Source organism: Actinomadura miaoliensis, from assembly GCF_039536785.1.
GTDB classification, from domain to species: domain Bacteria; phylum Actinomycetota; class Actinomycetes; order Streptosporangiales; family Streptosporangiaceae; genus Spirillospora; species Spirillospora miaoliensis.
Window position 1 is genome coordinate 929,135 of the sequence record NZ_BAAAZG010000001.1, and the last position, 23,369, is coordinate 952,503.

At 75.1% G+C, this 23,369-nt stretch carries 18 protein-coding genes and 2 pseudogenes; 12 read left to right on the forward strand and 8 right to left on the reverse strand.

Translation table 11 applies throughout. From position 1 onward, the window contains the following. Nucleotides 1–13: 13 nt before the first annotated feature. The 8 genes from ABD811_RS04205 (at nt 14) to ABD811_RS04240 (ending at nt 11,930) form a co-directional block, all read left to right on the forward strand. The gene (locus tag ABD811_RS04205) at nt 14–2,638 is read left to right on the forward strand and encodes a SaeA-related protein (protein WP_344940937.1); all 2,625 of its coding nucleotides are present in this window, start codon (nt 14–16) and stop codon (nt 2,636–2,638) included. A gap of 30 nt (nt 2,639–2,668) precedes the next feature. Then, nucleotides 2,669–3,937, forward strand: a complete 1,269-nt coding sequence (locus ABD811_RS04210; RefSeq protein WP_344940940.1) for a TRAFAC clade GTPase domain-containing protein — start codon at nt 2,669–2,671, stop codon at nt 3,935–3,937. Nucleotides 3,938–3,943: 6 nt separating this feature from the next. Further along, nucleotides 3,944–6,253 (forward strand): GAP1-N2 domain-containing protein, encoded by a 2,310-nt coding sequence (locus ABD811_RS04215; protein WP_344940943.1) that lies wholly within the window; start codon nt 3,944–3,946, stop codon nt 6,251–6,253. Between the two features lie 3 nt (nt 6,254–6,256). Beyond that, nucleotides 6,257–7,987, forward strand: a complete 1,731-nt coding sequence (locus ABD811_RS04220) for a TRAFAC clade GTPase domain-containing protein (RefSeq protein ID WP_344940946.1) — start codon at nt 6,257–6,259, stop codon at nt 7,985–7,987. A 126-nt stretch (nt 7,988–8,113) separates the two neighbouring features. Next, nucleotides 8,114–8,725 (forward strand): malonic semialdehyde reductase, encoded by a 612-nt coding sequence (locus ABD811_RS04225; RefSeq protein ID WP_344940949.1) that lies wholly within the window; start codon nt 8,114–8,116, stop codon nt 8,723–8,725. A gap of 22 nt (nt 8,726–8,747) precedes the next feature. Further along, nucleotides 8,748–10,004, forward strand: coding sequence for a multidrug effflux MFS transporter (locus tag ABD811_RS04230; RefSeq protein ID WP_344940952.1), 1,257 nt, complete (start codon nt 8,748–8,750; stop codon nt 10,002–10,004). 20 nt (nt 10,005–10,024) lie between these two features. Beyond that, nucleotides 10,025–10,936: an LLM class flavin-dependent oxidoreductase gene (locus tag ABD811_RS04235; protein ID WP_344940955.1), complete on the forward strand. Its 912-nt coding sequence runs from the start codon at nt 10,025–10,027 to the stop codon at nt 10,934–10,936. Between the two features lie 13 nt (nt 10,937–10,949). Next, nucleotides 10,950–11,930 carry a phosphotriesterase family protein gene (locus tag ABD811_RS04240; RefSeq protein ID WP_344940958.1) on the forward strand — a complete coding sequence of 327 codons (981 nt, stop codon included), beginning with the start codon at nt 10,950–10,952 and terminating at the stop codon, nt 11,928–11,930. A 116-nt stretch (nt 11,931–12,046) separates the two neighbouring features. On the opposite strand, the pseudogene ABD811_RS43880 reads toward ABD811_RS04240, so the two are convergent. From ABD811_RS43880 to ABD811_RS04260, 4 genes and pseudogenes are all read right to left on the reverse strand, one after another. Further along, nucleotides 12,047–12,172: pseudogene (locus ABD811_RS43880) on the reverse strand (SDR family NAD(P)-dependent oxidoreductase); the annotation flags it as partial. Between the two features lie 25 nt (nt 12,173–12,197). Continuing rightward, nucleotides 12,198–13,466, reverse strand: a complete 1,269-nt coding sequence (locus ABD811_RS04250) for a cytochrome P450 (RefSeq protein WP_344940964.1) — start codon at nt 13,464–13,466, stop codon at nt 12,198–12,200. Then, nucleotides 13,463–14,428 carry a phosphotriesterase family protein gene (locus tag ABD811_RS04255; RefSeq protein ID WP_344940966.1) on the reverse strand — a complete coding sequence of 322 codons (966 nt, stop codon included), beginning with the start codon at nt 14,426–14,428 and terminating at the stop codon, nt 13,463–13,465. The genes ABD811_RS04250 and ABD811_RS04255 overlap by 4 nt, the downstream gene beginning before the upstream one ends. Continuing rightward, nucleotides 14,425–15,228 (reverse strand): phytanoyl-CoA dioxygenase family protein, encoded by an 804-nt coding sequence (locus ABD811_RS04260; RefSeq protein ID WP_344940969.1) that lies wholly within the window; start codon nt 15,226–15,228, stop codon nt 14,425–14,427. The genes ABD811_RS04255 and ABD811_RS04260 overlap by 4 nt, the downstream gene beginning before the upstream one ends. 90 nt (nt 15,229–15,318) lie before the next feature. On the opposite strand from ABD811_RS04260, the gene ABD811_RS04265 reads away from it, so the two are divergent. Further along, nucleotides 15,319–16,251 (forward strand): TIGR03621 family F420-dependent LLM class oxidoreductase, encoded by a 933-nt coding sequence (locus tag ABD811_RS04265; RefSeq protein WP_344940972.1) that lies wholly within the window; start codon nt 15,319–15,321, stop codon nt 16,249–16,251. A 62-nt stretch (nt 16,252–16,313) separates the two neighbouring features. Here ABD811_RS04265 and ABD811_RS04270 read toward each other — a convergent pair whose 3' ends face one another. Further along, nucleotides 16,314–16,499: a hypothetical protein gene (locus ABD811_RS04270; protein ID WP_344941084.1), complete on the reverse strand. Its 186-nt coding sequence runs from the start codon at nt 16,497–16,499 to the stop codon at nt 16,314–16,316. Here ABD811_RS04270 and ABD811_RS04275 point away from each other — a divergent pair. Together ABD811_RS04275 and ABD811_RS04280 are read left to right on the forward strand one after the other, a co-directional pair. Continuing rightward, nucleotides 16,426–18,637: pseudogene (locus ABD811_RS04275) on the forward strand (FdhF/YdeP family oxidoreductase). The gene ABD811_RS04270 and the pseudogene ABD811_RS04275 sit on opposite strands and share 74 nt — an antisense overlap. 9 nt (nt 18,638–18,646) lie before the next feature. Further along, nucleotides 18,647–19,288 (forward strand): DUF1707 SHOCT-like domain-containing protein, encoded by a 642-nt coding sequence (locus tag ABD811_RS04280; RefSeq protein WP_344940974.1) that lies wholly within the window; start codon nt 18,647–18,649, stop codon nt 19,286–19,288. On the opposite strand, the gene ABD811_RS04285 is transcribed toward ABD811_RS04280, so the two are convergent. The 3 genes from ABD811_RS04285 to ABD811_RS04295 form a co-directional block, all read right to left on the reverse strand. Beyond that, nucleotides 19,285–20,049: a hypothetical protein gene (locus ABD811_RS04285; protein WP_344940977.1), complete on the reverse strand. Its 765-nt coding sequence runs from the start codon at nt 20,047–20,049 to the stop codon at nt 19,285–19,287. The genes ABD811_RS04280 and ABD811_RS04285 overlap by 4 nt on opposite strands. A gap of 91 nt (nt 20,050–20,140) precedes the next feature. Further along, the gene (locus ABD811_RS04290) at nt 20,141–21,574 is read right to left on the reverse strand and encodes an amidase (protein ID WP_344940980.1); all 1,434 of its coding nucleotides are present in this window, start codon (nt 21,572–21,574) and stop codon (nt 20,141–20,143) included. 3 nt (nt 21,575–21,577) lie between these two features. Continuing rightward, complete coding sequence (locus ABD811_RS04295; RefSeq protein WP_344940983.1) at nt 21,578–22,573, reverse strand: D-2-hydroxyacid dehydrogenase; 996 nt, start codon at nt 22,571–22,573, stop codon at nt 21,578–21,580. 306 nt (nt 22,574–22,879) lie between these two features. Here ABD811_RS04295 and ABD811_RS04300 point away from each other — a divergent pair, with 306 nt between their 5' ends. Beyond that, on the forward strand, nt 22,880–23,362 hold the full coding sequence (locus ABD811_RS04300; RefSeq protein WP_344941073.1) for a DUF3830 family protein: 483 nt from the start codon (nt 22,880–22,882) through the stop codon (nt 23,360–23,362). Nucleotides 23,363–23,369 lie beyond the last annotated feature (7 nt).

A 23,369-nucleotide genomic window follows, 5' to 3' on the forward strand; every position in this document is an offset into this window, starting at 1 on the left:
GAGACGCCCTGCGGTGGGCTTCGACGAGGACTACCAGCGTGAGGTGCTGGAGCCCGCCCGCGCGGCCGGCGACCAGCCACCGGAGGATCTGCGGCTGCGCTACGCCCTGCCCGACCGGCTGGAGCCGGAGGCGGTGGCGGCGCGGGTCAGGCTGGTGCGGCAGTGCTGGCGGCGTTCGCGCGGCCAGCTGAAGTACCGCCGCCTGGTCGACCGGCTGGAGGCCGAGCACCGCGAGCTGGCCCCGGTGTTCGCGGCGGCCGAGCGCGGCGACCTGCGTCCGCTGACCGAGCGGCTGCGCGGCGGGCGCGAGCGCACCCGGCGGCGCCGGACGCAGGCGCGGGCCCGGCTGGCCGACGCGGCGGGCGCGCCGCGGATGGTGACGCCCGCCGAGCTGGAGAGCATCGCCCGCACCTGCGGGGTGCCGCGCGACGAGCTGGCCGGGCAGGCCCGCGACGACCGCATCGAGGTCCGCGAGCCCGACCCGCTGCCGTCCGCGCCGCCGTACGCGGCGTACCGCAAGGTGCGCGAGTCGCTGGACGTGCTGGGCCGGCGCCATCTGGCCGACTTCGTGTTCGGCGGGAACCTGGCCGGTCCGATGCGGGTGCTGGGCGGGTTCTCGGCCCCGGCGTCGCGGGGCGGCGTGCTGCGGCTGGACGAGGAGGCCGTGGCGGCGGTGTCGGCGCGGTGGGCGCGGCGCGGCCGCGACTCCAGCACCGTGCACGCCGACACGATCACGGCGGCGCTGCGGTCCGGCGCCGACCCCGGCGAGCTGGTGCTGTACGACGTGACGGACCGGCTGCGCGAGCGGCTGCGGCAGCGCGCGTCCGAGCGGGCGCTGCTGCGGCACGCGATCGAGGACCTGGGGGTCGAGCCGGAGGACGCGCGGCGGCTGGTGTTCGCGGTGGTGCGCGAGAGCGGCCCGGGCGGCGGCCTGGCGGGCCGGTTGCGGGCGCTGCTGGACGCGGGCGAGGTGTACGCCGCCGCCCAGCTCGCGGGCGGCCCCGCCGCGTCCGGCGACGACGGGCCGTCGGAGGAGGCCGCGCTGCTGGCCGCCGAGGCGCGGCAGCGGCTGGACGCGGCGGTGCGGCTGCGCGAGGAAGCCGCCGGCGAGGCCGACCCCGACCGGGCCTGGCGGCTGCTGGCCGACGCGCTGCGGCTGGTCGCCGACCTGCCGGAGGCGGCCGAGCTGCAGCGGCGGCTGGCGCCGCGTCCGGTGCCGTCGCTGCGCGCCGACGTGGAGGACACGGTCGTGCGGCTGTCGTGGCCGCCGTCGCCGTCCACGGCGGGCGAGGTGACGTACCGGGTGGTGCGGCGCCGTGACAGGCCGCCGCTCGACGCCGCCGACGGTGAGGTCCTGGCGGGCACGCGCGACGAGCAGCCGCCGGTGAACGTGCCGCTGTTCTACGGGGTGGTCGCGCTGCGGGGTGAGGCCGCCGCCGAACCCGCCGTGGCGGGGCCGGTGTTCGTGCGTCCGGAGCTGTCGGAGGTGGAGCTGCTGCCCGCCGACGGCGCGGTGACGGGCCGCTGGCGGTGCCCGGCCGAGGCCGCGCGGGTGCTGGTCATGCGCGGCGGGCGCCTGGTGCCGGCGGGCCGCGACGGGTTCCGCGAGCGGGTGCCCAACGGCAAGACGTACCACTACCGCGTCTGCGCGGTGTACCTGGACGCCCACGGCCGTGAGGTGGTCACGCCGGGGGTGCGTGTGTCGGTGACGCCGAGCGCGCCGCCCGACCCGGTGTACGAGATGAGCGTCGAGCCCGACCCGCACGACCCCGGGGTGCTGCAGGTGCGGTTCAAGCCGCCGCGGTACGGGACGGTGGAGCTGCTGCTGCTGGACGAGCCGCCGCCGTGGCCGCGCAGCGCGCTGCTGCCCGTGGAGGAGGTGCGGCGGGCGGGGCGCCGCCTGTCGGCGGTGCCGGCGCCGGGCGGCGGGCTGACGGTGCGACCGGGCGTGGGCGGCTGGCTGCTGGCGGTGACCGTCGCGGAGGGCAGGGCCGTGGTCGGCGCGCACCACCGGCACGTCAACCTGCCGCCGCCGCTCCGCCTGGTCGCCGAGCGGCGCGGGGCGCGCGTGCACCTGGGGTTCGACTGGCCGTCGGACGTGCCGGAGGTGCGGGTGACGTGCCGTGTCGGCGCGGAGGCGATCGCGGCCGGGCGCGGCGACCCTGAGGCGGGCGTGCACGAGATCGTCACGCGGGCCGCCTACGACGCGCAGGGCGGGCTGCGCGTCGCGGTGCCGGAGGACCAGCCGGTGGAGGTGGCGGTGGCGTCCGCCTGCTCGGTCGGCGACACCCGCGTCACGGGGCCCGCGGTGAGCGTCGAGGTGCGGGCGCGCACGGTGGTGCGCTACCAGGTGGAGCGGACGGGCCCGCCGTGGCGGCGTGCGCTGACCGTCCGGCTGTCGGCGTCGCAGCCCATGCGGATCGCGCGGCTGACGCTCGTCCTGCGCGCCGGGCGGGTGATGCCGCACCGGCGGGACGACGGGGAGCCGATCGGCGCGTGGACGGAGGTGCCGGTGCCGGGCGAGGTGTCGGTGCCGGCGCCGTCGGCGTCCGGGCCCTATTGGGTGCGGTGTTTCACCGATGATGATGTCATCGAGTTGACCGACCCCCCGGTCCGCCAACTCCACGTCCATCGATAGCTCCGCCGACCGTACCGCCAGGAGGAGGCCGTGTCGCTGACGTCGCGGGTCCCGATTCCGGGTGCGCGCGCCCGGCAGGGCCTGACGTGCCCGTACTGTTTCGCCGTCGTGCCGCTGCAGGACGTGCGGTTCCGCTGCCGTGGGCGCGCGGGGCGGCGGCCCGGGTGCGAGCCCGTCCTGGACGAGACGCTCGCCGAGTACCTGGGGTCCACGGCCGGCGCGTCGCTGCCGCCGGTGTTCTCCGCGACGGGGCGGCGTACGCGCGCCGCGTGCCCCGGCTGCGGGCAGGAGACGGGCAACCGTGTCTGCCCCGAGTGCCACAACCCGTTGCCGTCGGCGTACTGCGACTCCCCCGGTCGCATCGTCGCGTTGGTCGGCGCCAAGAACGCGGGGAAGAGCACCTACATCGCGGTGCTGCTGCACGAGCTGATGAACCGGGTGGGCACCGAGCTGGACGCGTCCCTGGTGGCCTGCGACGACCGGACCATCGACCGGTACAAGCGCGACTTCGCCCGGCCGCTGCTGGAGGAACGGCGGCTGCTGCCCACCACCACCAGCGCGGCCACCAGTGCGCGTGAGCCGCTGGTGTACCTGCTGACGCGCACCCGTACGCGCCGGGGCCGCGGCCCGCGGCTGGGCGGGGGGCGGCGTACCGAGTCCCTGGCGCTGGTGCTGTTCGACACGGCCGGTGAGGACCTGCGCAGCCGCCAGGTCACCGATCTGCATCTGCGCTACCTGGAGGCGGCCGACGCCATCATCTTCCTGGTGGACCCGCTGGAGCTGCCCGGGGCGCGCGCCTCCGTGGCCGCGGTGCCCCCGGGGCCGGGTACCGGCGACGACCCCGACAGCGAACCGATCAACATCATCGCGCGGGTGACCGACGCGCTGCGGGCGCGGCACGGCACCCCGCCCGGGCGGCGGCTGCCCGTCCCGGTGGCGGTGGCGCTCACCAAGATCGACGCGTTGCGTCCGGGGCTGCTGCGGCAGTCGGCGCTGCACCGCACGCGCGGCGGCGAGGGCGCGCTCGACCTGGACGACCGGGAGGCCGTGGACGCCCAGGTCCGCGCGTTGCTGCACGAATGGCACGCCGGGCAGCTGGACGTGTACCTGGACCAGCAGTACGCCGACTACGCGCTGTTCGGGGTGTCGGCGCTGGGGGGCATGCCGGAGGACGGCAGGGTCGGTCCCGGCGGCGTGCGGCCGTACCGGGCCGAGGATCCGCTGCTGTGGCTGCTGTACCGGTTCGGCATGCTCGACGGCGTGCGTCCGCAGCCGGCCGGCCTGGATTCGGGGGGATGAGGGCGCATGGCCTGGCAGATGCACTACACATCGGCGCGGAGCGGCCCGACCGGCCGGGCCGGGTTCCAGTTCGTGGCCGAGACGCCCGGTGTTCCGGAGGGGGTGCGCGCGCAGGTGACGCCGTTCCTGTCCTACCGGCCGCCGCCGGACGCGCCGCTGTCGCCCGACGATGGGGAGCTGGCGCGTTTTCCCGTGGCGTTCCTGTACGACCGGGTGGGCGGACGGCCGTTGCTGCTGCGATGCCGGTACCTGGGGCAGGACTACTCGGGCCGCTTCGGCAACTTCTTCGCGCACGCGGTGGTGGCCGACCCCGAGGAGATGGAGGGGGTGCGCGCGGCCGAACTGTGGCAGGCGCCGTTGTGGGCGGACGCCCCGTCGGACGCGCACGAACTCGCGCCCCTGGATGACCTGACGCCCGGCTCGGCGATGGCCCCCGAGGCGTTGGCGGAGTGGTTGGCGAGCGCGCCGGGCGACCCGTACGCGCTGCTGACCCGCCTGGTGGACGCGGTGACGGCCGTGCTCGCGCAGGGGCACGGGCGGGTGGTGCTGGTCGCATCCGACGTCGAGCTGACGGCCCGGTGGATCGCGGTGCTGTCGTACTCGCTTCCCATGGCGGCGGCCGCGCGCATGTCGTTCGTGACCTACAGCGCCGATCCGGACGGCGCGGCACAACGTCTCGTGGGCACGACCCCGGACGTGTGGGCGGCCGCCCAGCACCAGGGCTCGCCGCAATGGTTCCCCGTCGAGCAGCACCTCGCGCAGCCCGTCGCGCAGCCCATCGCGCAGCCCGTCGACCAGCCCGTCGAGCAGGCCGTCGACCAGGCTCCGCCGGGCGGCGGCGAGGAGAGCCGGTTCGCGCGTACGGTGGCGCGCTGCTGGCGTGAGTTCGACTTCGCGGGCCTGGACGCGCTCGGCGAGCTGGCCCTGCTCGACTCGTCCTCGGACCTCGACCCGGGCGGTCTGGAACGAGCCGCGGGGCTGCTGGCGCTGTGCCGGGGCGACTCGACCGTGGCGCCCGCCGACGAGAAGGCCGCGGCGGCGCTGCTGGCGCGGCACGGCACCGCGATCCCCGACTGGGTGTGGCGCGACCTGGTGGCCGGTGTGCCCGCGATGGGGTTCGACCTGGCCCTGACCGTCCACGACTGGGCGCGTGCGGCGGGCGCCGCCGACGTGGCCGCGCGGTGCGTCCGGCGTGCCCTGGCCTCCGCCCCCGACCTGACCGAGGTGGCGCGGATGGCCTCCGTCGCGACCCGCGCGGGCACGGAGCTCGACCTGGCCGAGCTGGGCACGGCTGCGGCGGACCGCGCGCGGGGCGGCGCCGCCGACGTCCCGGCGGCGCTCAGGACGTGCCCGCCGCACGCGCTGGAGCCGCTGTTGTCGGGCACGCTGCGGGGCCTCGCGGCGGCGGACGACACCGTCCGGGCGAAGGTGCTCACGGACGCGGCGTGCGACGTGCTGTACGAGCACAGCGCCGTGCTCAGGAGCGCGCCGTCCCAGATCGTCGCCCTGGTGCTGGCGTCGATCGGGCGTCGCCACCGCGACCGCCGCGTCGCCGTGACCGGCAGGCTCGTCCGGCTGGGCCCGGCCGACGCCGCGTTGCGGGAGATCTGGGAGGCGCCGCCGACGCCCTCGGAGTGCCTGGAGCTGCTCGACGCCCACCCCGAGGCGGTCGCCGCGTACGCGCCGCTGGCCGTCCTGCCGTGCCGCGTGTTCGCGCGGGCCGCCGCCGGCGATGCGGCCACCGGGGGTGACGCGCTGACCGCGACGGGGACGCTGCGGCTGGCGGCGGCGGTGCGGGTCTCGCTGCCCGACGGCCGCGCCGCGCACGACGCCGCCCTGGTGCAGGCCTACGCCGAGGCCGTCACGTCCCCTCGGCCGCGCGTCGTCGCGCAGGCGCTCGAGACGCTGATGGGCGGTTCCGGCGGCGGCTCACGCCTGGCCGAGGACGCGTTCACCGCGGCCGCGCGGAGGCTGGCGAACCACCGTCCCCGGTTCCGTGCCGCGCTGCTGGCCGCCGCGCCCGTCCCCGTGCGGGCGCGGCTGGGCGCGCGCTGGACGGCCGACCTGCCCGACCGGTCCCGCACGGGGCGGTCCCCGCTGCGCGGCGCCGAGATCGCCCAACGCAACGAGCTGGTCGAGGTGGTGCTGCGGCTGCGGCGGCGCGGGGTGCCCGAACCGGGGCTGGAGGCGTGGGCGCGGGCGGCGGCCGCCAAGTGGATCTCCGGTCGCCAGTTGGAGGCGTACCTGGCGGCCGAGCCGGAGCTGCGTGCCGTGCTGCGCGACCTGCTCGGCGAGGGACGCGCGGGGGGCGGGTGAGCCGTGCATCCCGTCGTCATCCTGCTGCTGCTCGCCGTGTGGGTCGGGGCGATGTGGCTGGGCTTCGTCATCGTGTTCCCCGTCCTGTTCCCGGCTTCGCTGGTCGCCGCCGGGGGCGCCGCGCTCGGCCTGTACTACCTGCACGCGTGCCAGGCCCTGGCGACTTCCAGCGTCACCGGTCCGTCCCCGGTGACCGAACCGAAGGTGGCGTACCGGCACTATCTGCTGGTGCAGGTGTGGCGTGACTGGTGGGCCATAGCCCGCACGGTCGTCCCCCGCATCTGGGTGATGGCCCGGTACGTCGTCATGTGGCTCACCCGGATGCTCCTGGGCGGGCCCTGGGGGTACTTCACCTTCCCCGTATGGCTGGCCCTGTGCGCGGGCATCGTGGCCGCCGCCCTGCCCGCCGCCGCCCTGGGCGTCGCCTTCTCCGTGCTGTACGCGGTGGTGGCCGCCGTGGGCCTGACGGGGTGGCTGGTGTGCGTGCTGGTGCTGGCGGCGGTGGAACGCGGGTTCATGGTGTACGGGCGCATCCTGCAGACCTGCCCCCACCCGTTCTGCTACGAGAAGATCGCGCTGCCGGTGTACGAGTGCCCCGGCTGCGGGGTGAGGCACCCCCGGCTGGCCCCGGGGCGCGCGGGAGCGTTCCGGCACGTGTGCCGGTGCGGGGCACGGCTGCCGACGACCGTGCCCTTGGGCCGCTTCCGCCTGGCCGCGTACTGCCCCCACTGCGGCGGACGGCTGCCCGAGCGGATCGGACGCGTCCGCGTCGAGCCCCTCCCGTTCGTGGGCGGCCCTGCGGCGGGCAAGACCACGTTCATGTTCCTGGGCATCCGTGCTCTGCACGCCCAGGCGCGTGCGGTGAGGGGACGGCTGGCGTTCGTGGAGCGGCGCCACGCCGAGGCGTACGCGGGGGCCATCCGGGAGTTCAGGCGCGGCGGCCGTCCCGCCAAGACCGGCCCCGAGCTGCCCCTGGCGACCATGGTGGACGTCGACCTGCCCGGGCGGGCGCGCCGCATCCTGTACCTGTTCGACCCGGCGGGCGAGCACTACACCGGCGCCACCGAGGTGGAGTCGCTGCGCTACCTCGACCACGGCGAGGCGTTGCTGTTCGTGGTCGACCCGTTCGCGCTGCCGCTGGTGCGCCGGTCGCTGACCACCGAGGAGCGGCGGCTGGTGGACGCCTCCGCCGCCTCGTCGGAGGAGGATCCCGCCGACACCCTGCAACGGGTGCTGAACGAGCTGCGGTCGCGTCCCGACCGGGGCCGCCAGAAGCGGGTCGCCGTCGTCGTCACCAAGATCGACCTGCTGGAGCGCACCGAGATCGGCCGGGACGCTGGCGGGCCGGAGGAGGCGGTGCGGCGCTGGCTGGAGGGCGTGGGCCTGGGCAACATCGTCCGCGCGCTCGACCAGGTGGCCGGAGAGGTCCGCTACTTCGGCTCGGGCCTGGAGACCCCGCCCGCCGAGGTGGCCGAGCTGCTCGGCTGGGTGTCGGGGCTGCCGGCCGGCGGGGAGCCGTCGCACGCGGCCGCCGGCGACGCCGGTCAGGAGGTGCCGGGCACGGCCCCGCTGCGCGCCCCCTGGCCGGTGCGGGGCCGTGACAGCGCCCGCGTCCCCGTCGGCTACCAGGTGGGGCGGTGGGCGCTGCTGACGGGCCTGTCGGTGCTGACCGTCGCCACCCTCGCCGGGGCGGTCGTGGCGGCGGCCCTGCGCCTGCCCCACCTTCCCTACTGACCCCCGTGTCACCGCCCCGGCGGCCGAGGGTGTGACGAACCCCACTGTCTGACGCGGCAGATAACGCTTCGTCGTCCTGTTACGGCTCCACAGAAGATCCCATCGGAGCCGACCAGAAGGGGACCCATGACGACCGTCGTGTCCGGCAACGCACTCGTCCTCGACGAGGCGGCGCAGGACCTGCTGTTCCGCCAGGCCCGCACCGCCAACTCCTTCACCGACGAGCCGGTGACCGAGGAGCAGATGCGCGCGATCTACGAGCTGGTCAAATGGGGTCCCACCGCCATGAACGGGCAGCCGATGCGGCTGCTGCTGATCCGCTCCCCCGAGGCCAGGGCGCGGCTGCTGCCGCACATGGCCGAGGGCAACCGGGCCAAGACCGCCGCCGCCCCGCTCACCGCGATCGTCACCGCCGACGGCGACTTCCACGAACACCTGCCGACCGTCTTCCCGCACAAGCCGGGTGCCCGCGACGCCATGGCCGCCAACCCCCGGCGCCCGGCCGTGGCCCGGTTCAACGCCGGCCTGCAGCTCGGCTACCTGATCGTCGGCATCCGCGCGGCCGGGCTGGCCGCCGGGCCCATGACCGGGTTCGACGCCGAGGGCATCGAGCGGGAGTTCCTGGCGGGCACCGGGCAGCAGGTGATCGCCGTGGTGAACATCGGCAGGCCCGCGCCGGACGCCTACTTCCCCCGCCACCCGCGCCTGGCGTTCGACCAGGTCGTCTCCACCCTGTGAACCGGTCGCGAAGCGAGGCCCCATGACACGAGCGGAACCGCGCCCCGCCGCCGGGGCGGGACGCACCGGCACCGGACGCCGGCGCGACCTGCCCGCCGGACGGCTCCGGACGATCGTCATCCTCGGTGCGCTGACCGCCGTGGCGCCGCTGTCGATCGACATGTACCTGCCGGCGCTGCCGCAGCTGGCCGACGACCTGTCGACCGGCACGTCCACCGCGCAGCTCACCCTGACCTCCTGCGTGGTCGGGCTCGCCCTCGGCCAGGCCGTCGCGGGCCCGCTCAGCGACGCGTGGGGGCGCCGCCGCCCCCTGATGATCGGGCTGGCCGCGTACGCGGTGGCGTCCCTGCTGTGCGTGGCCGCGCCGAGCGTGCAGACGCTGATCGCGCTGCGGCTGGTGCAGGGCATGGCGGGCGCGGCGGGCATCGTCATCGCCCGCGCGATCGTGCGCGACCGCTACGACGGGGTCGCGGCGGCGCGGTTCTTCTCGACGCTCATGCTCGTCAACGGGCTGGCGCCGATCCTGGCGCCGGTGCTGGGCGGGCAGCTGCTGCGGGTGACGCCCTGGCCCGGCGTGTTCGCCGTCCTGGCGGGCATCGGCGTCGCGCTGCTGCTGGCGGCGCTGGCGGGGCTGGAGGAGACGCTGCCGCCGGAGCGCCGCGCGACCGGCGGCGTGCGCGCCACGCTGGGCACGTTCCGGTCGCTGCTGGCCGACCGGGCGTTCGTCGGGTACGCGGCGGCCCTGGGCCTGTCGTTCGCGGCGATGTTCACCTACATCTCCGGGTCGCCGTTCGTGCTGCAGGACGTGTACGGCCTGTCGCCGCAGGCGTTCAGCGCGGTGTTCGGCGTGAACGCGCTCGGGATCGTGGCGGCCGGGCAGGTCAGCGGGCGGCTGGCGGGGCGGGTGCCGCTGCGGCGTCTGCTGGGCGTCGGCCTGGCGATCGAGACGGCCGGCGCCGTGGCCCTGGTGGCGGCTGTGCTCGCCGGGGCGGGGCTGGCGGCCGTGCTGCCCGCGTTGTTCCTGGTGGTCGCGGCGCAGGGCCTGGTCATGCCGAACGCCACGGCGCTGGCGCTGTCGGGCCGTCCGCCCGGGGTGGCGGGCAGCGCGTCGGCGCTGATCGGCGTGGGGCAGTTCGCCCTCGGCGGGGCCGCCGCGCCGCTGGCCGGGATCGCGGGGCCGGACACCGCCGTGCCGATGACGGTGACGATCGGGGCCGTCGCGCTGGCCGCCGTGGCCGCCGCCGTCATCGCCCGCCCGAGGATTGCCTCGCCGAACTGACGGGCCGTACGGTCGGTAGGGTGATCGTCCGTATCGGCTTCGCGCCTCCTCTCGGCTCGGCCTTCTCGCCCGACGCCCTGGCCGCGCTCGTGCACGGCCTGGAACGCGAGGGCTTCGACTCGCTGTGGGTCAGCGAGCGCGCCACCGGCCCGGCCGGGGACCCGCTGGTCACCCTCACCTACGCCGCCGCGCTCACCTCCCGGATCAAGCTCGGCACCGCCGTGCTGGCGCTGCCCGGACGGCCGCCCGCGCTGCTGGCCAAGGAGCTGGCCACCCTCGACCGCCTGTCGGGCGGGCGGCTGCTGCCCGCGGTGGGCCTCGGCATCCGCCACCCGGGCGAGCAGCAGGCGTTCGGCGTGCGGCGCGAGGAGCGCGCCGCGATCCTGGAGGAGGTGCTGCCGCTGCTGCGCCGCTTCTGGGCCGAGGACGAGGTCACCCACGACGGCCCCCGCTACCACTACGACCGGCTGCGGATCGAGCCCAAGCCCGCCGCGGGCGGCTTCGACGTGTGGATGGGCGGCGCCGCCGACGCCGAACTGCGCCGCACCGGGCGCCTGGCGGACGGCTGGCTGGCCTCGTTCGTCACGCCCCCCGACGCCGAACGCGGCCGCAAGACCGTCCAGCGGGCCGCGAAGGAGGCGGGACGGGAGATCGAGGAGGAGCACTTCGGCGCGGTCGTCCCGTACCGGCGCGGCCCGCTGTCGCCCGCGGCCGAGGAGCGGTTCGCCCGGGTGCGCGCCATCCGCGGCCCGGCCCCGCTCGGCTCCGTCATCCCCACGCTGGAGGAGGCCGAGGCCCATCTCGGGCGGCTGGTCGGCGCCGGCCTGTCGAAGTTCGTGCTCGTCCCCCTGGACGCGCCGGACGACTGGGACGCCGAGCTCGCCGACGTCCGCGACGCCGTGCTGCACCTACAGGACCGACCCGGTATGTGACCAGGAGGAGCCCATGCCAGCAGTCGAGACCGTGCGCGGTCCGGTGGACGTCGCCGACCTCGGCCGCACGCTGATGCACGAGCACGTGTTCGTCGTGTCCGCCGAGCACATGGCCAACTACGGCGCCGGGGCCTGGTGGGACGAGGAGGAGCGCGTCGCCGACGCGGTGGCCCGGCTGCGCGAGCTGCGGGACCTGGGCGTCACCACGATCGCCGACCCCACCGTGTGGGGCATCGGCCGCTACGTTCCGCGCATCCAGCGGATCGCCGAGCAGGTGCCGGGCCTCAACATCATCGTCGCCACGGGCCTCTACACCTACAACGACGTGCCGTTCCCCTACCTGCACCGCGGCCCGGGCGCGCTGCTGGACGGGCCCGACCCGATGGTCGCCGACTTCGTGCGCGACCTGACCGAGGGCATCGCCGACACCGGCGTCAAGGCCGCCTTCCTCAAGTGCGCGGTGGACGCCCCCGGCCTCACCCAGGGCGTGGAGCGCGTGCTGCGGGCCGTGGCCGCCGCGCACCGCGAGACCGGCGCCCCGATCACCGTCCACACCCACAGCCCGAGCGAGGCGGGGCGGCCCGTCCTGGAGATCCTCGGCGCGGAGGGCGTGGACCTGACCAAGGTCGTCGTCGGGCACGCCGGGGACAGCAACGACCTGGACTACCTGGCCGCCCTGGCCGACACCGGCGCCATCCTGGGCATGGACCGCTTCGGGCTGGACCTGCTCAACCCCACCGCCGACCGGGTCGCCACGATCGCCGCGCTGTGCGAGCGCGGCTATGCCGACCGCATGGTCCTCAGCCACGACGCCAGCTGCTACATCGACTGGTTCGGCCCCGACCCCGAAAGCCTGCGCGAGCTGGCGCCCAACTGGCACTACCGGCACATCAGCGACGACGTCCTGCCCGCGCTGCGCGCGGCCGGGGTCACCGACGCCCAGATCGACCAGATGCTCGTCGCCAACCCGCGCCGCTACTTCTCCGCCCGCTGACCGTCCCGCCGGTGGCGGCGCAGGGCGTGCTCGGGGCGGTGCGCGGTGGTGCCGGAGTCGATCACGATGGTCTGGCCGGTGACGCAGCGGGCCTCGGCGGAGGCGAGGAAGGCGACCAGCGCGTCGCCGTCGATGTCGGCGGCGGCGACGGCGGCGCCCTCTGCGGCGAGGCGCAGCGCGCACGCGCGCCCGATGCCCGATCCGGCGCCGGTGACCAGGGCGACGCGTCCGGCGAACCTCACCGTCCGCCCCTCACCCGCACGCCGCTCACCACTCCACCCGCAGGCCCGTCAGGCCGCGGCCGACCAGGCTGCGGCGGTAGGCGACCCGCTGGGGCGGCAGGCGCAGGCCGGGCAGCCGGGTGGTGAGCCGCTCGAACGCGATCTTCATCTTGAGGCGGCTGAGCGCGGCGCCGACGCAGTGGTGCACGCCGTACCCGAACACCATGTGGTCGCGGGCGTTGGCCCGGCGCATGTCGAAGCGTTCGGGGTCGGGGAAGACGGTCTCGTCGTGCCCGGCGGAGTCGGCGTGCAGCAGCACCTGGGCGCCCGCCGGGATCGTCACGCCGTGCAGGGTGACGTCGGTGGTCGTGGTGCGGAAGCTGCCGAGGCTGGCGCCGTCGACGCGCAGCGTCTCCTCGACCATGCCGGGGATCAGCGACGGGTCGGCGAGCAGCGCCTCCCAGTCGCGGCGGTCGCGCAGCAGCCGGTAGACGGCGTTGGACAGCCCGTTGGGCACGGTGTAGTTGCCGCCGAGCAGCAGCGCGCTGATCGTCTCCACGACCTCCCGGTGCGACAGGTCGTGCGGGACGAGTTCGGCCATCAGCGACACGAAGTCGTCGCGCGGTTCGGCGCGGCGCTCGGTGACCAGGCGGTCGATGTAGTCGAGGTACTTGAGGAAGTCCTGGGCCAGCTCGCGCTGCCGGTCGGGCGGCTGGGGCGACAGGAACAGCTGGAACCATGACAGCACCCACCGCTTGACCCGCTGCTCGTCCTCGGGCGGGACGCCGATGAACACCGCGGCCAGCCGGGCGGACGGCGGGTGGGCCAGGTCGGCGACGAAGTCGGCGCGGCCCGCGGGCAGCACCGCGTCGATGGCCGCGTCGACCTTGGTGCGGAAGTCGTCGCCGAGCCGTTCGACGGCGCGGGGCGTGAACGCGCGGGAGATCGCCCGGCGGATGGCGGTGTGCCGGGGCGGGTCGAGGTTGGCGGCGAAGTTGTCCAGGAAGGACCGGTGCTCCCCCAGCGTCTCCTTGACCTCGTCGGTGAGGGTGCGGGAGAGGGTGAGCGATCCGACGCTGGAGAAGCGCGTGTGGTCGCGGTAGGCGGCGCGCACGTCGTCGTAGCGGGTGAGCACCCACATCTTCAGGTGGTCGCTCCAGAACACCGGCTGCTCGTGCCGCAGCCGCCGCAGGAACGGGTAGGGGTCGGCGACGTGCCAGTCGGCGGTGACGTCGAAGTCCGTGGCGGTGTGCGCGGGATTCGGCGCGGGGGTGCGCCCGGGGGCGGGCGCGGGGGTGGACGCCGGGGTGGTCACGGACGGCCTCCGGTGAGGATGTCGCGGGGGTTGACGACGAGCATCTGGTGGATCTGGGCGTCGGTGACGCCCCGGTCGCGCAGCGCGGGCAGCACGTCGCGGGAGATGTGCAGCAGGTGGTAGTTCGGGTGGCGGCGCCGGACGACGTCCCAGTCGAAGCGGTCGTTGAAGCAGTACGAGTCGTGCGACAGCACCATCCGGCCGGCGTGGCCGCGTTCGCACAGGGCGGCGACGGTGGCGACGCGGTCCTCGAAGGAGGTGAACTCGATGCCGAAGCGGTCCATGCCCAGGTACGAGCCGGCCGCGAGGAGTTCCTCCAGGTAGTCCAGGTCGGTGGAGTCGCCCGCGTGGCCGATCACGACGCGGGACAGGTCGACGCCCTCCTCGGCGAGGAGTTTCTGCTGGTCCAGGCCGTTGCGGGTGGACGACTCGCTGTGCGTGGTGATCGGCACGCCGGTCTCGCGGTGGGCGGCGGCGACGGCGCGGATGACCCGTTCCACGCCGGGCGTGAGGCCCTGCCGCCCGGTGGCGCACTTGAGCATGCCCGCCTTGACGCCGGTGCGGCCGATGCCCTCGGTGATGTCGCGGACGAAGAACTCGGCGAGCCGGTCGGGGCCGCCGAACAGCGTGCCCGGGCCGCGGTTGCCGAAGTAGGCGGGCAGCGCGTCGTAGGTGTAGAGGCCGGTGGCCGCGACGATGTTGACCTCGGTCTGCTCGGCGACCCGCCGCACCGCCGGGACGTACCGGCCGAGACCGATCACGGTGAGGTCGACGATCGTGTCGATCCCGGCGGCCTTGAGCTCGTTCAGCCTGGCGGCGGCCTCGCGGGCGCGGGCCTCGAGGTCCCAGCCCTCGGGGATGTCGGGCCAGTTCCACAGGATCTCGGGGCTCAGCCCGAAGATGTGCTCGTGCATCAGCGTGGCGCCGGGGTCGGCGACCGGACCGCGAACCGTCTCGATCATGCCGTGGGCACCACCGGGAACCGGGGGTGGTCGAACGGCTCGTTCACCTTCAGGCCGAGGTCGTCGGTCTGCCCGTACGGGGCGCCGGTGTAGAGGGCGGCGGCGTCGAAGTAGGTGGCGGTGAACGACAGGCGGGGGCGGTCGCGCCGGTTCTCCGGGGCGCCGTGGATCACCAGGGCGCTGTGCACGGTGGCGTCGCCGGCCGCCAGGTCGAGCGGTTCGGACAGTTCGAGCGTCTCCAGCCAGGGGTGGTTGCTGAGGGCGTCGTCGCCGTCGCGGACGAAGCTGCGGCCGAGGGAGCCGTACCGGTGCGAGCCGTTGTAGAAGCGCAGCGCCCCCATGTCGGCGGGCACGTCGTCCAGGGCGAGCCAGACGGTGAGCATGGCCGAGCGGTCCATCGGCATCCACGGGAAGTCCTGGTGGAAGACGGTGGCGCCGTGGCCGTCGCCGCCGGCGGGTTCCTTGACCAGCAGGTTGGTGACCTGCAGCCGTACCGCGTCGACCCCGGTGAGCAGGCGGATCGCGTTGCGCCCCAGGCGGGGCGACAGCGCCAGCGCGGCGAACGCCTCGTCGTGGCGGGCGATGTCGCGGTCCTGGCCGAACGCTCGATCGACGTAGCCGTTGCGGAAGCGCCCGCGCCGTCCGGCCAGCCGGTCGAGAGCGCGTTCCCGCAGGCCGGCGACGAACTCCGGCTCGACCAGGCCGGGCAGCGGGGCCCAGCCGTGCTCGCGGAAGCGGGCCACCTCCTCGTCGGTCACCTCGCGCACCGGTGCGCGCAACGCCGCAACGCCCATGGGCATCGCCCCTCACCAACGGAGCCGGGTCTTGTGCAGGACGGTAGCGCCGCCGATGCTACTGAGCAAGCGCTTGGTAACATCTGGAGGCCGTCGATGCCCCGTCCGTCCCGTGGTCCCCGCCCCTTCCGGTTCGCCGCCGTGCTGCGCCTGGCCGACTCCGGCCGGGCCTGGGCGGACAAGGCCCGGCGCCTGGAGGATCTCGGCTTCGGCGCGCTGCTCGTCCCCGACCACCTCGTCGGCCCGCGCCTGGCCCCGGTGGCGGCGATGACGGCCGCCGCCTGCGCCACGACCCGGCTGCGGGTCGGCACGCTGGTGTTCGCCAACGACTTCCGGCATCCGGCCGTGCTGGCCAAGGAGGCCGCCACCGTCGACCTGCTGTCGGACGGGCGGCTGGAGTTCGGGCTGGGCACCGGCTGGATGGCCCGCGACTACGCCGGCGCCGGGCTGCCGCTGGACCCGCCGGGGGTGCGCGTCGACCGGCTGGCCGAGGCGATCGCCGTGCTGAAGGGGCTGTGGCGCGGCGGCCCGTTCACGTTCGCGGGCGAGCACTACCGCGTCGACGGGCTGGAGCAGGAGCCACGGCCCGTCCAGCGCCCCGGGCCGCGGCTGATGCTGGGCGGCGGCGGGCCGCGCATGCTGCGCCTGGCCGCGCGCGAGGCGGACATCGTCAACCTCACCCTGCGGGTGCGGCCGGACGGCTCCGGCCCCGACACCGCCGACGGCGGCCCGGACGCGTTCCGCCGCAAGGTCGACGTCCTGCGGGAGGCGGCCGGCGAGCGCTTCCCGGCCATCGAGCTCGGCACCTCCGTGCTGCGGGTGCGGCCGGACGCCGCGGCCGCCTCCTGGAGCGCCGCCGCCCCGGACGCGCAGGCCGGCACCCCGCAGGTCCTCACCGGCGACGCCGCCGCCGACCGCGACCGGCTGCTGCGCTGGCGCGAGGAGTGCGGCCTGTCGTACTACGTGCTGCACGACGAGCGCGACCTGGACGCGTTCGCCCCCGTCGTCACCGCCCTCGCCGGAACCTGATCTTCCATTCGCCGGATCCCCGCGCGCCCGGCGCCCGCCGGGCATGCGACAGTGGGGGGACGTCAGGTGAGCTGGGAGGACGTGACGATGCCGCGTAAGGCGCCGGTGGACGACTTCGACGACTCGGGCCTGGAGGTCTCCGGGCCGAAGACGTGGGCGGCGGGCGTGCCCGGCGTGACCACGGCGCTGCGCCAGTCCTGGGAGCAGATGGGCGCGCGGCGCACCGCGCTGACCCTGCTGCGCGTCAACCAGAAAGCAGGGGTTCGACTGCCCGGGCTGCGCCTGGCCCGAGGGCGACCACCGGCACGTGGCCGAGTTCTGCGAGAACGGCGCCAAGGCCGTCGCCGAGGAGGCCACCACCCGCCGCGTCACCCGCGAGTTCTTCGCCCGGCACACCGTCGCCGAACTGGGCGAGCGCACCGACCACTGGCTGGGGCAGCAGGGCCGCCTCACCGAGCCGATGATCCGCCGCGCGGGCTCCGACCACTACGAGCCGGTGTCGTGGGACGAGGCGTTCGCCCTGCTCGCCCGCGAGCTGAACGGGCTGTCGTCCCCCGACGAGGCCGTCTTCTACACCTCCGGCCGCACCAGCAACGAGGCCGCGTTCGCCTACCAGCTGTTCGCCCGCGCGTTCGGCACGAACAACCTGCCCGACTGCAGCAACATGTGCCACGAGTCGTCCGGGTCCGCGCTGACCGAGACGATCGGCATCGGCAAGGGCTCGGTTCTCCTCGAAGACCTGTACCAGGCCGACCTGATCTTCGTGGTGGGGCAGAACCCCGGCACCAACCATCCGCGCATGCTGTCGGCCCTGGAGAAGGCCAAGAAGGCGGGCGCGCGGATCGTGGCCGTCAACCCGCTGCCGGAGGCGGGGCTGATGCGGTTCCGCAACCCGCAGCGGCCGTCCGGCGTCGCGGGGCGCGGCACGGCGCTGGCCGACCGGTTCCTGCAGATCCGGCTGAACGGCGACCTGGCCCTGTTCCAGGCGCTCAACCGCATGCTGCTGGAGTCGGACGCGCCGAACGCGGTCGACCGCGAGTTCATCGCCGCGCACACCACCGGGTTCGCCGAGTTCGAGAAGCACGTCAAGGCGCTGGACTGGGACGACGTGCTGGAGGCCACCGGCCTGACCCGCGCCGAGATCGCCGCGACGCTCGGGGACGTGCTGGCCGCCGACCGCATCGTGGTGTGCTGGGCGATGGGCCTCACCCAGCACCGCAACTCCGTCCCCACCATCCGCGAGGTCGTCAACTTCCTGCTGCTGCGCGGCAACATCGGCAGGCCCGGCGCGGGCGTGTGCCCGGTGCGGGGCCACTCCAACGTGCAGGGCGACCGGACGATGGGCATCTACGAGAAGCCCAAGCCCGAGTTCCTGGACGCGCTGGCCGCGGAGTTCTCCTTCGAGCCGCCGCGCCGGCACGGCCTGGACACCGTGGACGCCATCCGCGCCATGCGCGACGGCGGGGTCAAGGTGTTCTTCGGCATGGGCGGCAACTTCGTCCGCGCCACCCCCGACTCGGCGGTGACCGAGGCGGCGATGCGCAACTGCCGGCTGACCGCGCACGTGTCGACCAAGCTGAACCGCTCGCACGCCGTCACCGGGGAGCAGGCGCTGATCCTGCCGACGCTGGGCCGCACCGAACGGGACGTGCAGGCGTCCGGGCCGCAGCTGGTGTCCGTGGAGGACTCGATGGGCATGGTGCACGCCTCCCGCGGGCGCCTGGCCCCCGCCTCGCCGCACCTGCTGTCGGAGGTCGCGATCGTGTGCCGCCTGGCCCGCGCCGTCCTCGGTGAGACGGGCATCGACTGGGCGGCGATGGAACGCGACTACGACGTGATCCGCGACCACGTGTCGCGGGTGGTGCCGGGCTTCGAGGACTACAACGCCCGGGTCCGCCGGCCCGGCGGTTTCACGCTGCCGCACCCGCCGCGCGACGGCCGCCGCTTCCCCACCGCGTCCGGCCGCGCCGCGCTCACCGTGAACGAGCTGGAGGTGCTGCGCGTCCCCGACGGGCGGCTGCTGCTGCAGACCGTCCGCAGCCACGACCAGTACAACACCACCATCTACGGGCTGGACGACCGCTACCGCGGCATCAAGGCCGGACGCCGCGTCGTGTTCGTCAACCCCGCCGACCTGGAGGCGCTCGGCCTGGCCGACGGCGCGACCGTCGACCTGGTGTCGGAGTGGAGCGACGGTGTGGAACGGCGTGCGCCCGCGTTCCGGATCGTGGCGTTCCCGACGGCGCGCGGCTGCGCGGCCGCCTACTTCCCCGAGACGAACGTGCTCGTCCCGCTCGACAGCACCGCCGAGGTGAGCAACACGCCCACGTCCAAGTCGATCGTCGTTCGCCTGGAGCGCCGGGAGGCCGTGGCCGCGGAGGGATAGGCTCGCCGCATGACCGACCTCCCCGACCGGCGCGACCCCCTGCCCGCGCCGGAGCTGCGCGCCTCCGACGCCGACCGCGACCGCGTCGCCATGGTGCTGCGCGAGGCCGCCGGCGACGGCCGTATCAGCATGGACGAGCTGGAGGAACGCCTGGAGGCGGTGTACGCGGCCAAGACCTACGCCGAGCTGGAGCCGCTGACGCGCGACCTGCCGGTCACCGGCCGTCCCGACCCGCCGGTCCCGGGCGCCGGCGCGCGGCTCGCCGTGGGCGAGGCGCCCACCTGGCGCACCGGGATCGGGGTGCTGGGCGCGTTCAGCCGCCAGGGCGTGTGGGCGGTCCCGCCGAAGTTCACCGCGTTCGCCTTCTGGGGCGGCGGCAAGATCGACCTGCGGGACGCGCGCTACACCTCGGGCGAGGTCCGCATCCGCGCCTTCGCCGTCATGGGCGGCATCGAGATCATCGCGCCCGACGACGTCACGGTGCACGTCAAGGGGCTGGGCGTCATGGGCGGCTTCGACGGGCGGGCCAGCGGCCCGGGCGCCCCCGGCGCGCCCCGGGTGGTCGTCAGCGGGTTCTCGTTCTGGGGCGGGGTCGGCGTCAAGCGCAGGGCCCGCAGGCGCAGGAACCGCGAGGAGAACGAGGACGCCTAGCGCGGGGCCAGCTTGCTGCCTGGGTAGGGGCTGAGGAGGGTCTCGCGCCAGGGGCCGTCGAGGAACTCGCGGGCGCGTTTGCGCCAGGAGATCAGCCGGTGGTCGGGGGCGACCTCGTCGTCGAGCCCGAGCGCGGCGTCGCGGGCCCGTTGCAGCGCCAGGTGGGCGTCGATGTCGGTGCCCCACAGGACGACGGCCTCGGCGTCGCAGAACTGCACCTCGTACGCGCCGACCAGCCGGTGGCCGTGGTCGGCCAGCAGCGGCGCCCGCTCCTCGCGCACGGCGGCCAGGTAGTCCAGCACCGCGCCGGGCCGCACCCGCGCGCTCTCGAACACGTACAGCGGCGCGGCGTACCCGTCGGCCAGCAGGTCGGCCACGGCCGGGCTGCCGGGCGCGGCGCCCAGCGGCCGCGAGTACGCGCCGAAGCGCAGGTCGTCGATGTCGGACAGGAACAGGTTGCGCTGCACGTCGTCGTAGATCTCCAGCATCTGCCGCCAGCCGCCGGCCCAGCCGCCGTGGCAGTCCCACAGCGTCACCACCTTGAACTGCGGGTGGCCGGTGATGCCGACGGCGTAGAACGCGCCGACCAGGTCGATCTCGCGGGACCGGATCGACATGCCCGCGGTGAGCTCGGCGGCGCCGGCCGCGCGGCGGTCGTCCTCGCGCTTGTAGTCGGTGAGCCATTTCAGGTACTCCAGCGGCCGCCGCGAGTTCATCGGGTGGAACTCCACCTCTTCGAGCAGGTAGACGCCGCGACGCATGGGGCCTCCCGAGCCAGAACGCAGCCAAGCGAATGCTTGCTCGGGACACTAGACACCGCGTTCCCGCCGCGCAAGGCCGGGCGGCCGCCGCCTATGGTTTCGCGGGCGGGTCGAGGACGGGCGGGCGGCGGTCGTGCCACGGACGCGCCCGCTCGTAGGCGCGGCACGCCGCCAGCACCCGCGCGTCGGCATGCCGGGGCCCGACGACCTGGAGCCCCACCGGAAGGCCCTCGGCGGTGAAGCCGCAGGGCAGGCTCGCGGCGGGCTGCTGGGTCATGTTGAACGGGTAGGTGAACGGCGTCCAGCTCGTCCAGCGCGGCGACGGCGAGCCGGGCGGCGCCTCGCGGCCCGCCTCGAACGCCGCGATCGGCACCGTCGGCGTCAGCAGCAGGTCGTAGCGCTCGTGGAAGCGGCCCATGACCAGGCCCAGCTCCATGCGCCGGGCGGTCGCGTCCAGATACCGCAGCGCGGTGAACCGCGCGCCCTGCTCGCACACCTCCCGCAGCCCCGGGTCGAGCTCGGCGCGGCGTTCGTCGTCCAGGTGCTCGACCACCTTGGCCGCGCCGGCGAACCACAGCACCTCGAAGTCGGCCACCGGGTCGGCGAAGCCGGGGTCGGTCTCCTCCACCTCGGCGCCCAGCTCGGCGAACGCCTCCGCGGCGGCCCGCACCAGCGCGGCCACCTGCGGATCGACCCGCGCGAAGCCCAGGGCCGGGCTGAAGGCGACGCGCAGCCCGCGCAGGTCGTCGGGGCCGTCGGCGAACGACGCGGACGGCGGCTCCAGCGCCGACCAGTCGCGGGCGTCGAACCCGCAGATCGCGTCCAGCAGCACGGCGGCGTCGGCCACCGTGCGCGTCATCGGGCCGACGTGGGCGAGGGTGCCGAACGGGCTGGCCGGGAAGTGCGGGACGCGCCCGTAGGTGGGCTTGATGGTGAACGTTCCGGTGAACGCGGCGGGGATGCGCACCGAGCCGCCCCCGTCGGTGCCCAGCGCCAGCGGCGCCATGCCCGCCGCCACGGCCGCCGCCGCGCCGCCGCTGGACCCGCCGGGCGTGCGGGACGGGTCCCACGGGTTGCGGGTGACGCCGGTCAGCGGGCCGTCGGTCACGCCCTTCCACGCGTACTCGGGCGTCGTGGTCTTGCCGACGAGCACGGCGCCGTGCTCGCGCAGCCGGGCGACGGACGGCGCGTCCTGCGACCAGTCTCCGTCCGGGTCGATGGTGCGCGAGCCGCGCAGGGTGGGCCACCCTCGGGTGAGCAGCACGTCCTTGATCGACACCGGGACGCCGTCGAGCGGGCCGAGCGGCTCGCCGCGCCGCCACCGGTCGGCCGAGGCGCGGGCCGCCTCGACCGCCCGCTCGGCGTCGACCAGGCAGAACGCGTTGAGCGCGGGGTCGACACGTTCGATGCGCGCCAGCACCGCCTCGGCGACCTCGACCGGCGACAGACGCCCGGCGCGGTAGGCGCCGGCGAGTTCGGCGGCGGTCAGGTCGGCGGCCTCGGTGGCCTCGGTGACTGCGGACACTGCCTACCCCCTCGGGTCGGGGCGTGCGGAGACGAGGGCTGAGGGGACGTAGCCGAGCCTTTTGTCGACCACGTTGCGCAGCGGGCGGCCCTCGCGGTGGCGGGCGAGGTTGTCGGCGAACAGCCGGACCAGTTCGCCGCGCCAGCCGACGGCGTCGCCCGACATGTGCGGGGACACGATGACCTGCGGCAGCTCCCACAGCGGGGACGTCCCGGGCAGCGGCTCGCTTTCGAAGACGTCCAGCGCGGCCCCGGCCGGCCGGCCCGCCCGCAGCGCCGCGACCAGGTCGTCCTCGACGACCAGCGGCCCCCGCCCCACGTTGACGAGGCGGGCGGTCGGGCGCATCCGGGCCAGCGCGGCGGCGTCGATCATGCCGCGGGTGGCGGGCGTCAGCGGCGCGGCCAGGATGACGTAGTCGGCCTCGCCGAGCACGTCGTGCAGCCGTTCGGCGGGGTGCACCCGGCCGAGGTCGGGGTCGGCGGGACGTCCGGTGCGGCCGACGCCCTCCACGCGCACGCCGACGGCGGTCAGGCGGCGGGCGATGGCGCGTCCGATGGGGCCCGTGCCGACGACGAGCGCGCGCTTGCCGCCCACCCGTTCGGTCTCGCGGTGCCGCCAGCGTCGTTCGCCCTGCAGGCGCAGCGTGGTGTGCAGGTCTTTGGCGAAGCACAGCACCAGGCCGAGCACGTACTCGGCGATGGGCTCCTCGAAGACGCCTCGCGAGTTGGTGACGACCGTGTCACCGTCCACGATGCCGGGGAAGAGCAGACGGTCGACTCCGGCGCTGGCCGTGTGCACCCATCGGGGGCCGCCGGTGTCCGGCCACGCTCCGGCCAGGGCGTCGGAGAGGAAGTCCCACACGAAGACGACGTCGGCGCCCGGCAGCGCGCGCGCCAGGTCGGGTTCGCGCACGTACCGCACGTCGGCGAGCCGCTCGATGCTCGCGGTGTCCGGCGGCCGGTCCTCCCCGTGCAGCACCACGACCGAGGGTCGTCGCACCGGCTCCTCCCTGGGCGTCTCCTCGGGCCCGCCCCCGGGGTCCGGGTCGGTTCGTGCGGGGTGGCGTCAGTTAACGGGAACGCAACCTGTGGAGGCATTGACACGCTATGAAGCCATCGTAGGATTGTCAACAATCAGCGCGGACAACGGGCAAGCGGCGACCGCGCCGATCACGTGCTGCAAGACCGTCGCAACCGTTCCCACTGGCCAGGACGGATCCCAAGGCGCTCCGAACGGAACAGTCCCTCGGGTGAGCGACGATCTCGCCCACCCCTGCGCACGGGGAGGCCGGCATTGCCGAGGCACATCACGATCACGCTGGAACGCCGCGGCGTGTCCTGCGTCGCGGAACTCCTGGAGAAGGACGCGCCGCGCACCTGCGAGGCGGTGTGGAACGCCCTGCCCCTGGCGGGCCCGGCCTACCACGCCAAGTACGCCCGCAACGAGGTCTACACGATGGTGGAGCGGTTCGCCCATGAGGAGGTCGGGCTGGAGAACCCGACCGTCACCCCCATTCCCGGCGACGTGGTGTACTTCTCGTTCCCCGGCGGCATGCTCGACCGGGGGTTCAAGGAGGAGAAGGGCATCGAGGGCCTGCCCGGCGTCATCGACCTGGCCATCTTCTACGGCCGCAACAACCTGCTGCTCAACGGCGACGTCGGCTGGGTGCCCGGCAACGTGTACGCCACCATCGTCGAGGGCCTGGACCGCATGGCCGAGGCGTGCAACGACGTGTGGCGCGCGGGCGCGGTCGGCGAGACGCTGTCCTACCGCCGGCACGAGTCCTGAAGCGGCG

Bases quoted from the DNA above. Each gene is read 5' to 3' on its own strand.
- ABD811_RS04215 (WP_344940943.1), top strand. From the start codon at position 3,944: ATGGCCTGGCAGATGCACTACACATCGGCGCGGAGCGGCCCGACCGGC.
- ABD811_RS04225 (WP_344940949.1), top strand. From the start codon at position 8,114: ATGACGACCGTCGTGTCCGGCAACGCACTCGTCCTCGACGAGGCGGCG.
- ABD811_RS04230 (WP_344940952.1), top strand. From the start codon at position 8,748: ATGACACGAGCGGAACCGCGCCCCGCCGCCGGGGCGGGACGCACCGGC.
- ABD811_RS04240 (WP_344940958.1), top strand. From the start codon at position 10,950: ATGCCAGCAGTCGAGACCGTGCGCGGTCCGGTGGACGTCGCCGACCTC.
- ABD811_RS04255 (WP_344940966.1), bottom strand. From the start codon at position 14,428: ATGATCGAGACGGTTCGCGGTCCGGTCGCCGACCCCGGCGCCACGCTG.
- ABD811_RS04260 (WP_344940969.1), bottom strand. From the start codon at position 15,228: ATGCCCATGGGCGTTGCGGCGTTGCGCGCACCGGTGCGCGAGGTGACC.
- ABD811_RS04265 (WP_344940972.1), top strand. From the start codon at position 15,319: ATGCCCCGTCCGTCCCGTGGTCCCCGCCCCTTCCGGTTCGCCGCCGTG.
- ABD811_RS04280 (WP_344940974.1), top strand. From the start codon at position 18,647: ATGACCGACCTCCCCGACCGGCGCGACCCCCTGCCCGCGCCGGAGCTG.
- ABD811_RS04285 (WP_344940977.1), bottom strand. From the start codon at position 20,049: ATGCGTCGCGGCGTCTACCTGCTCGAAGAGGTGGAGTTCCACCCGATG.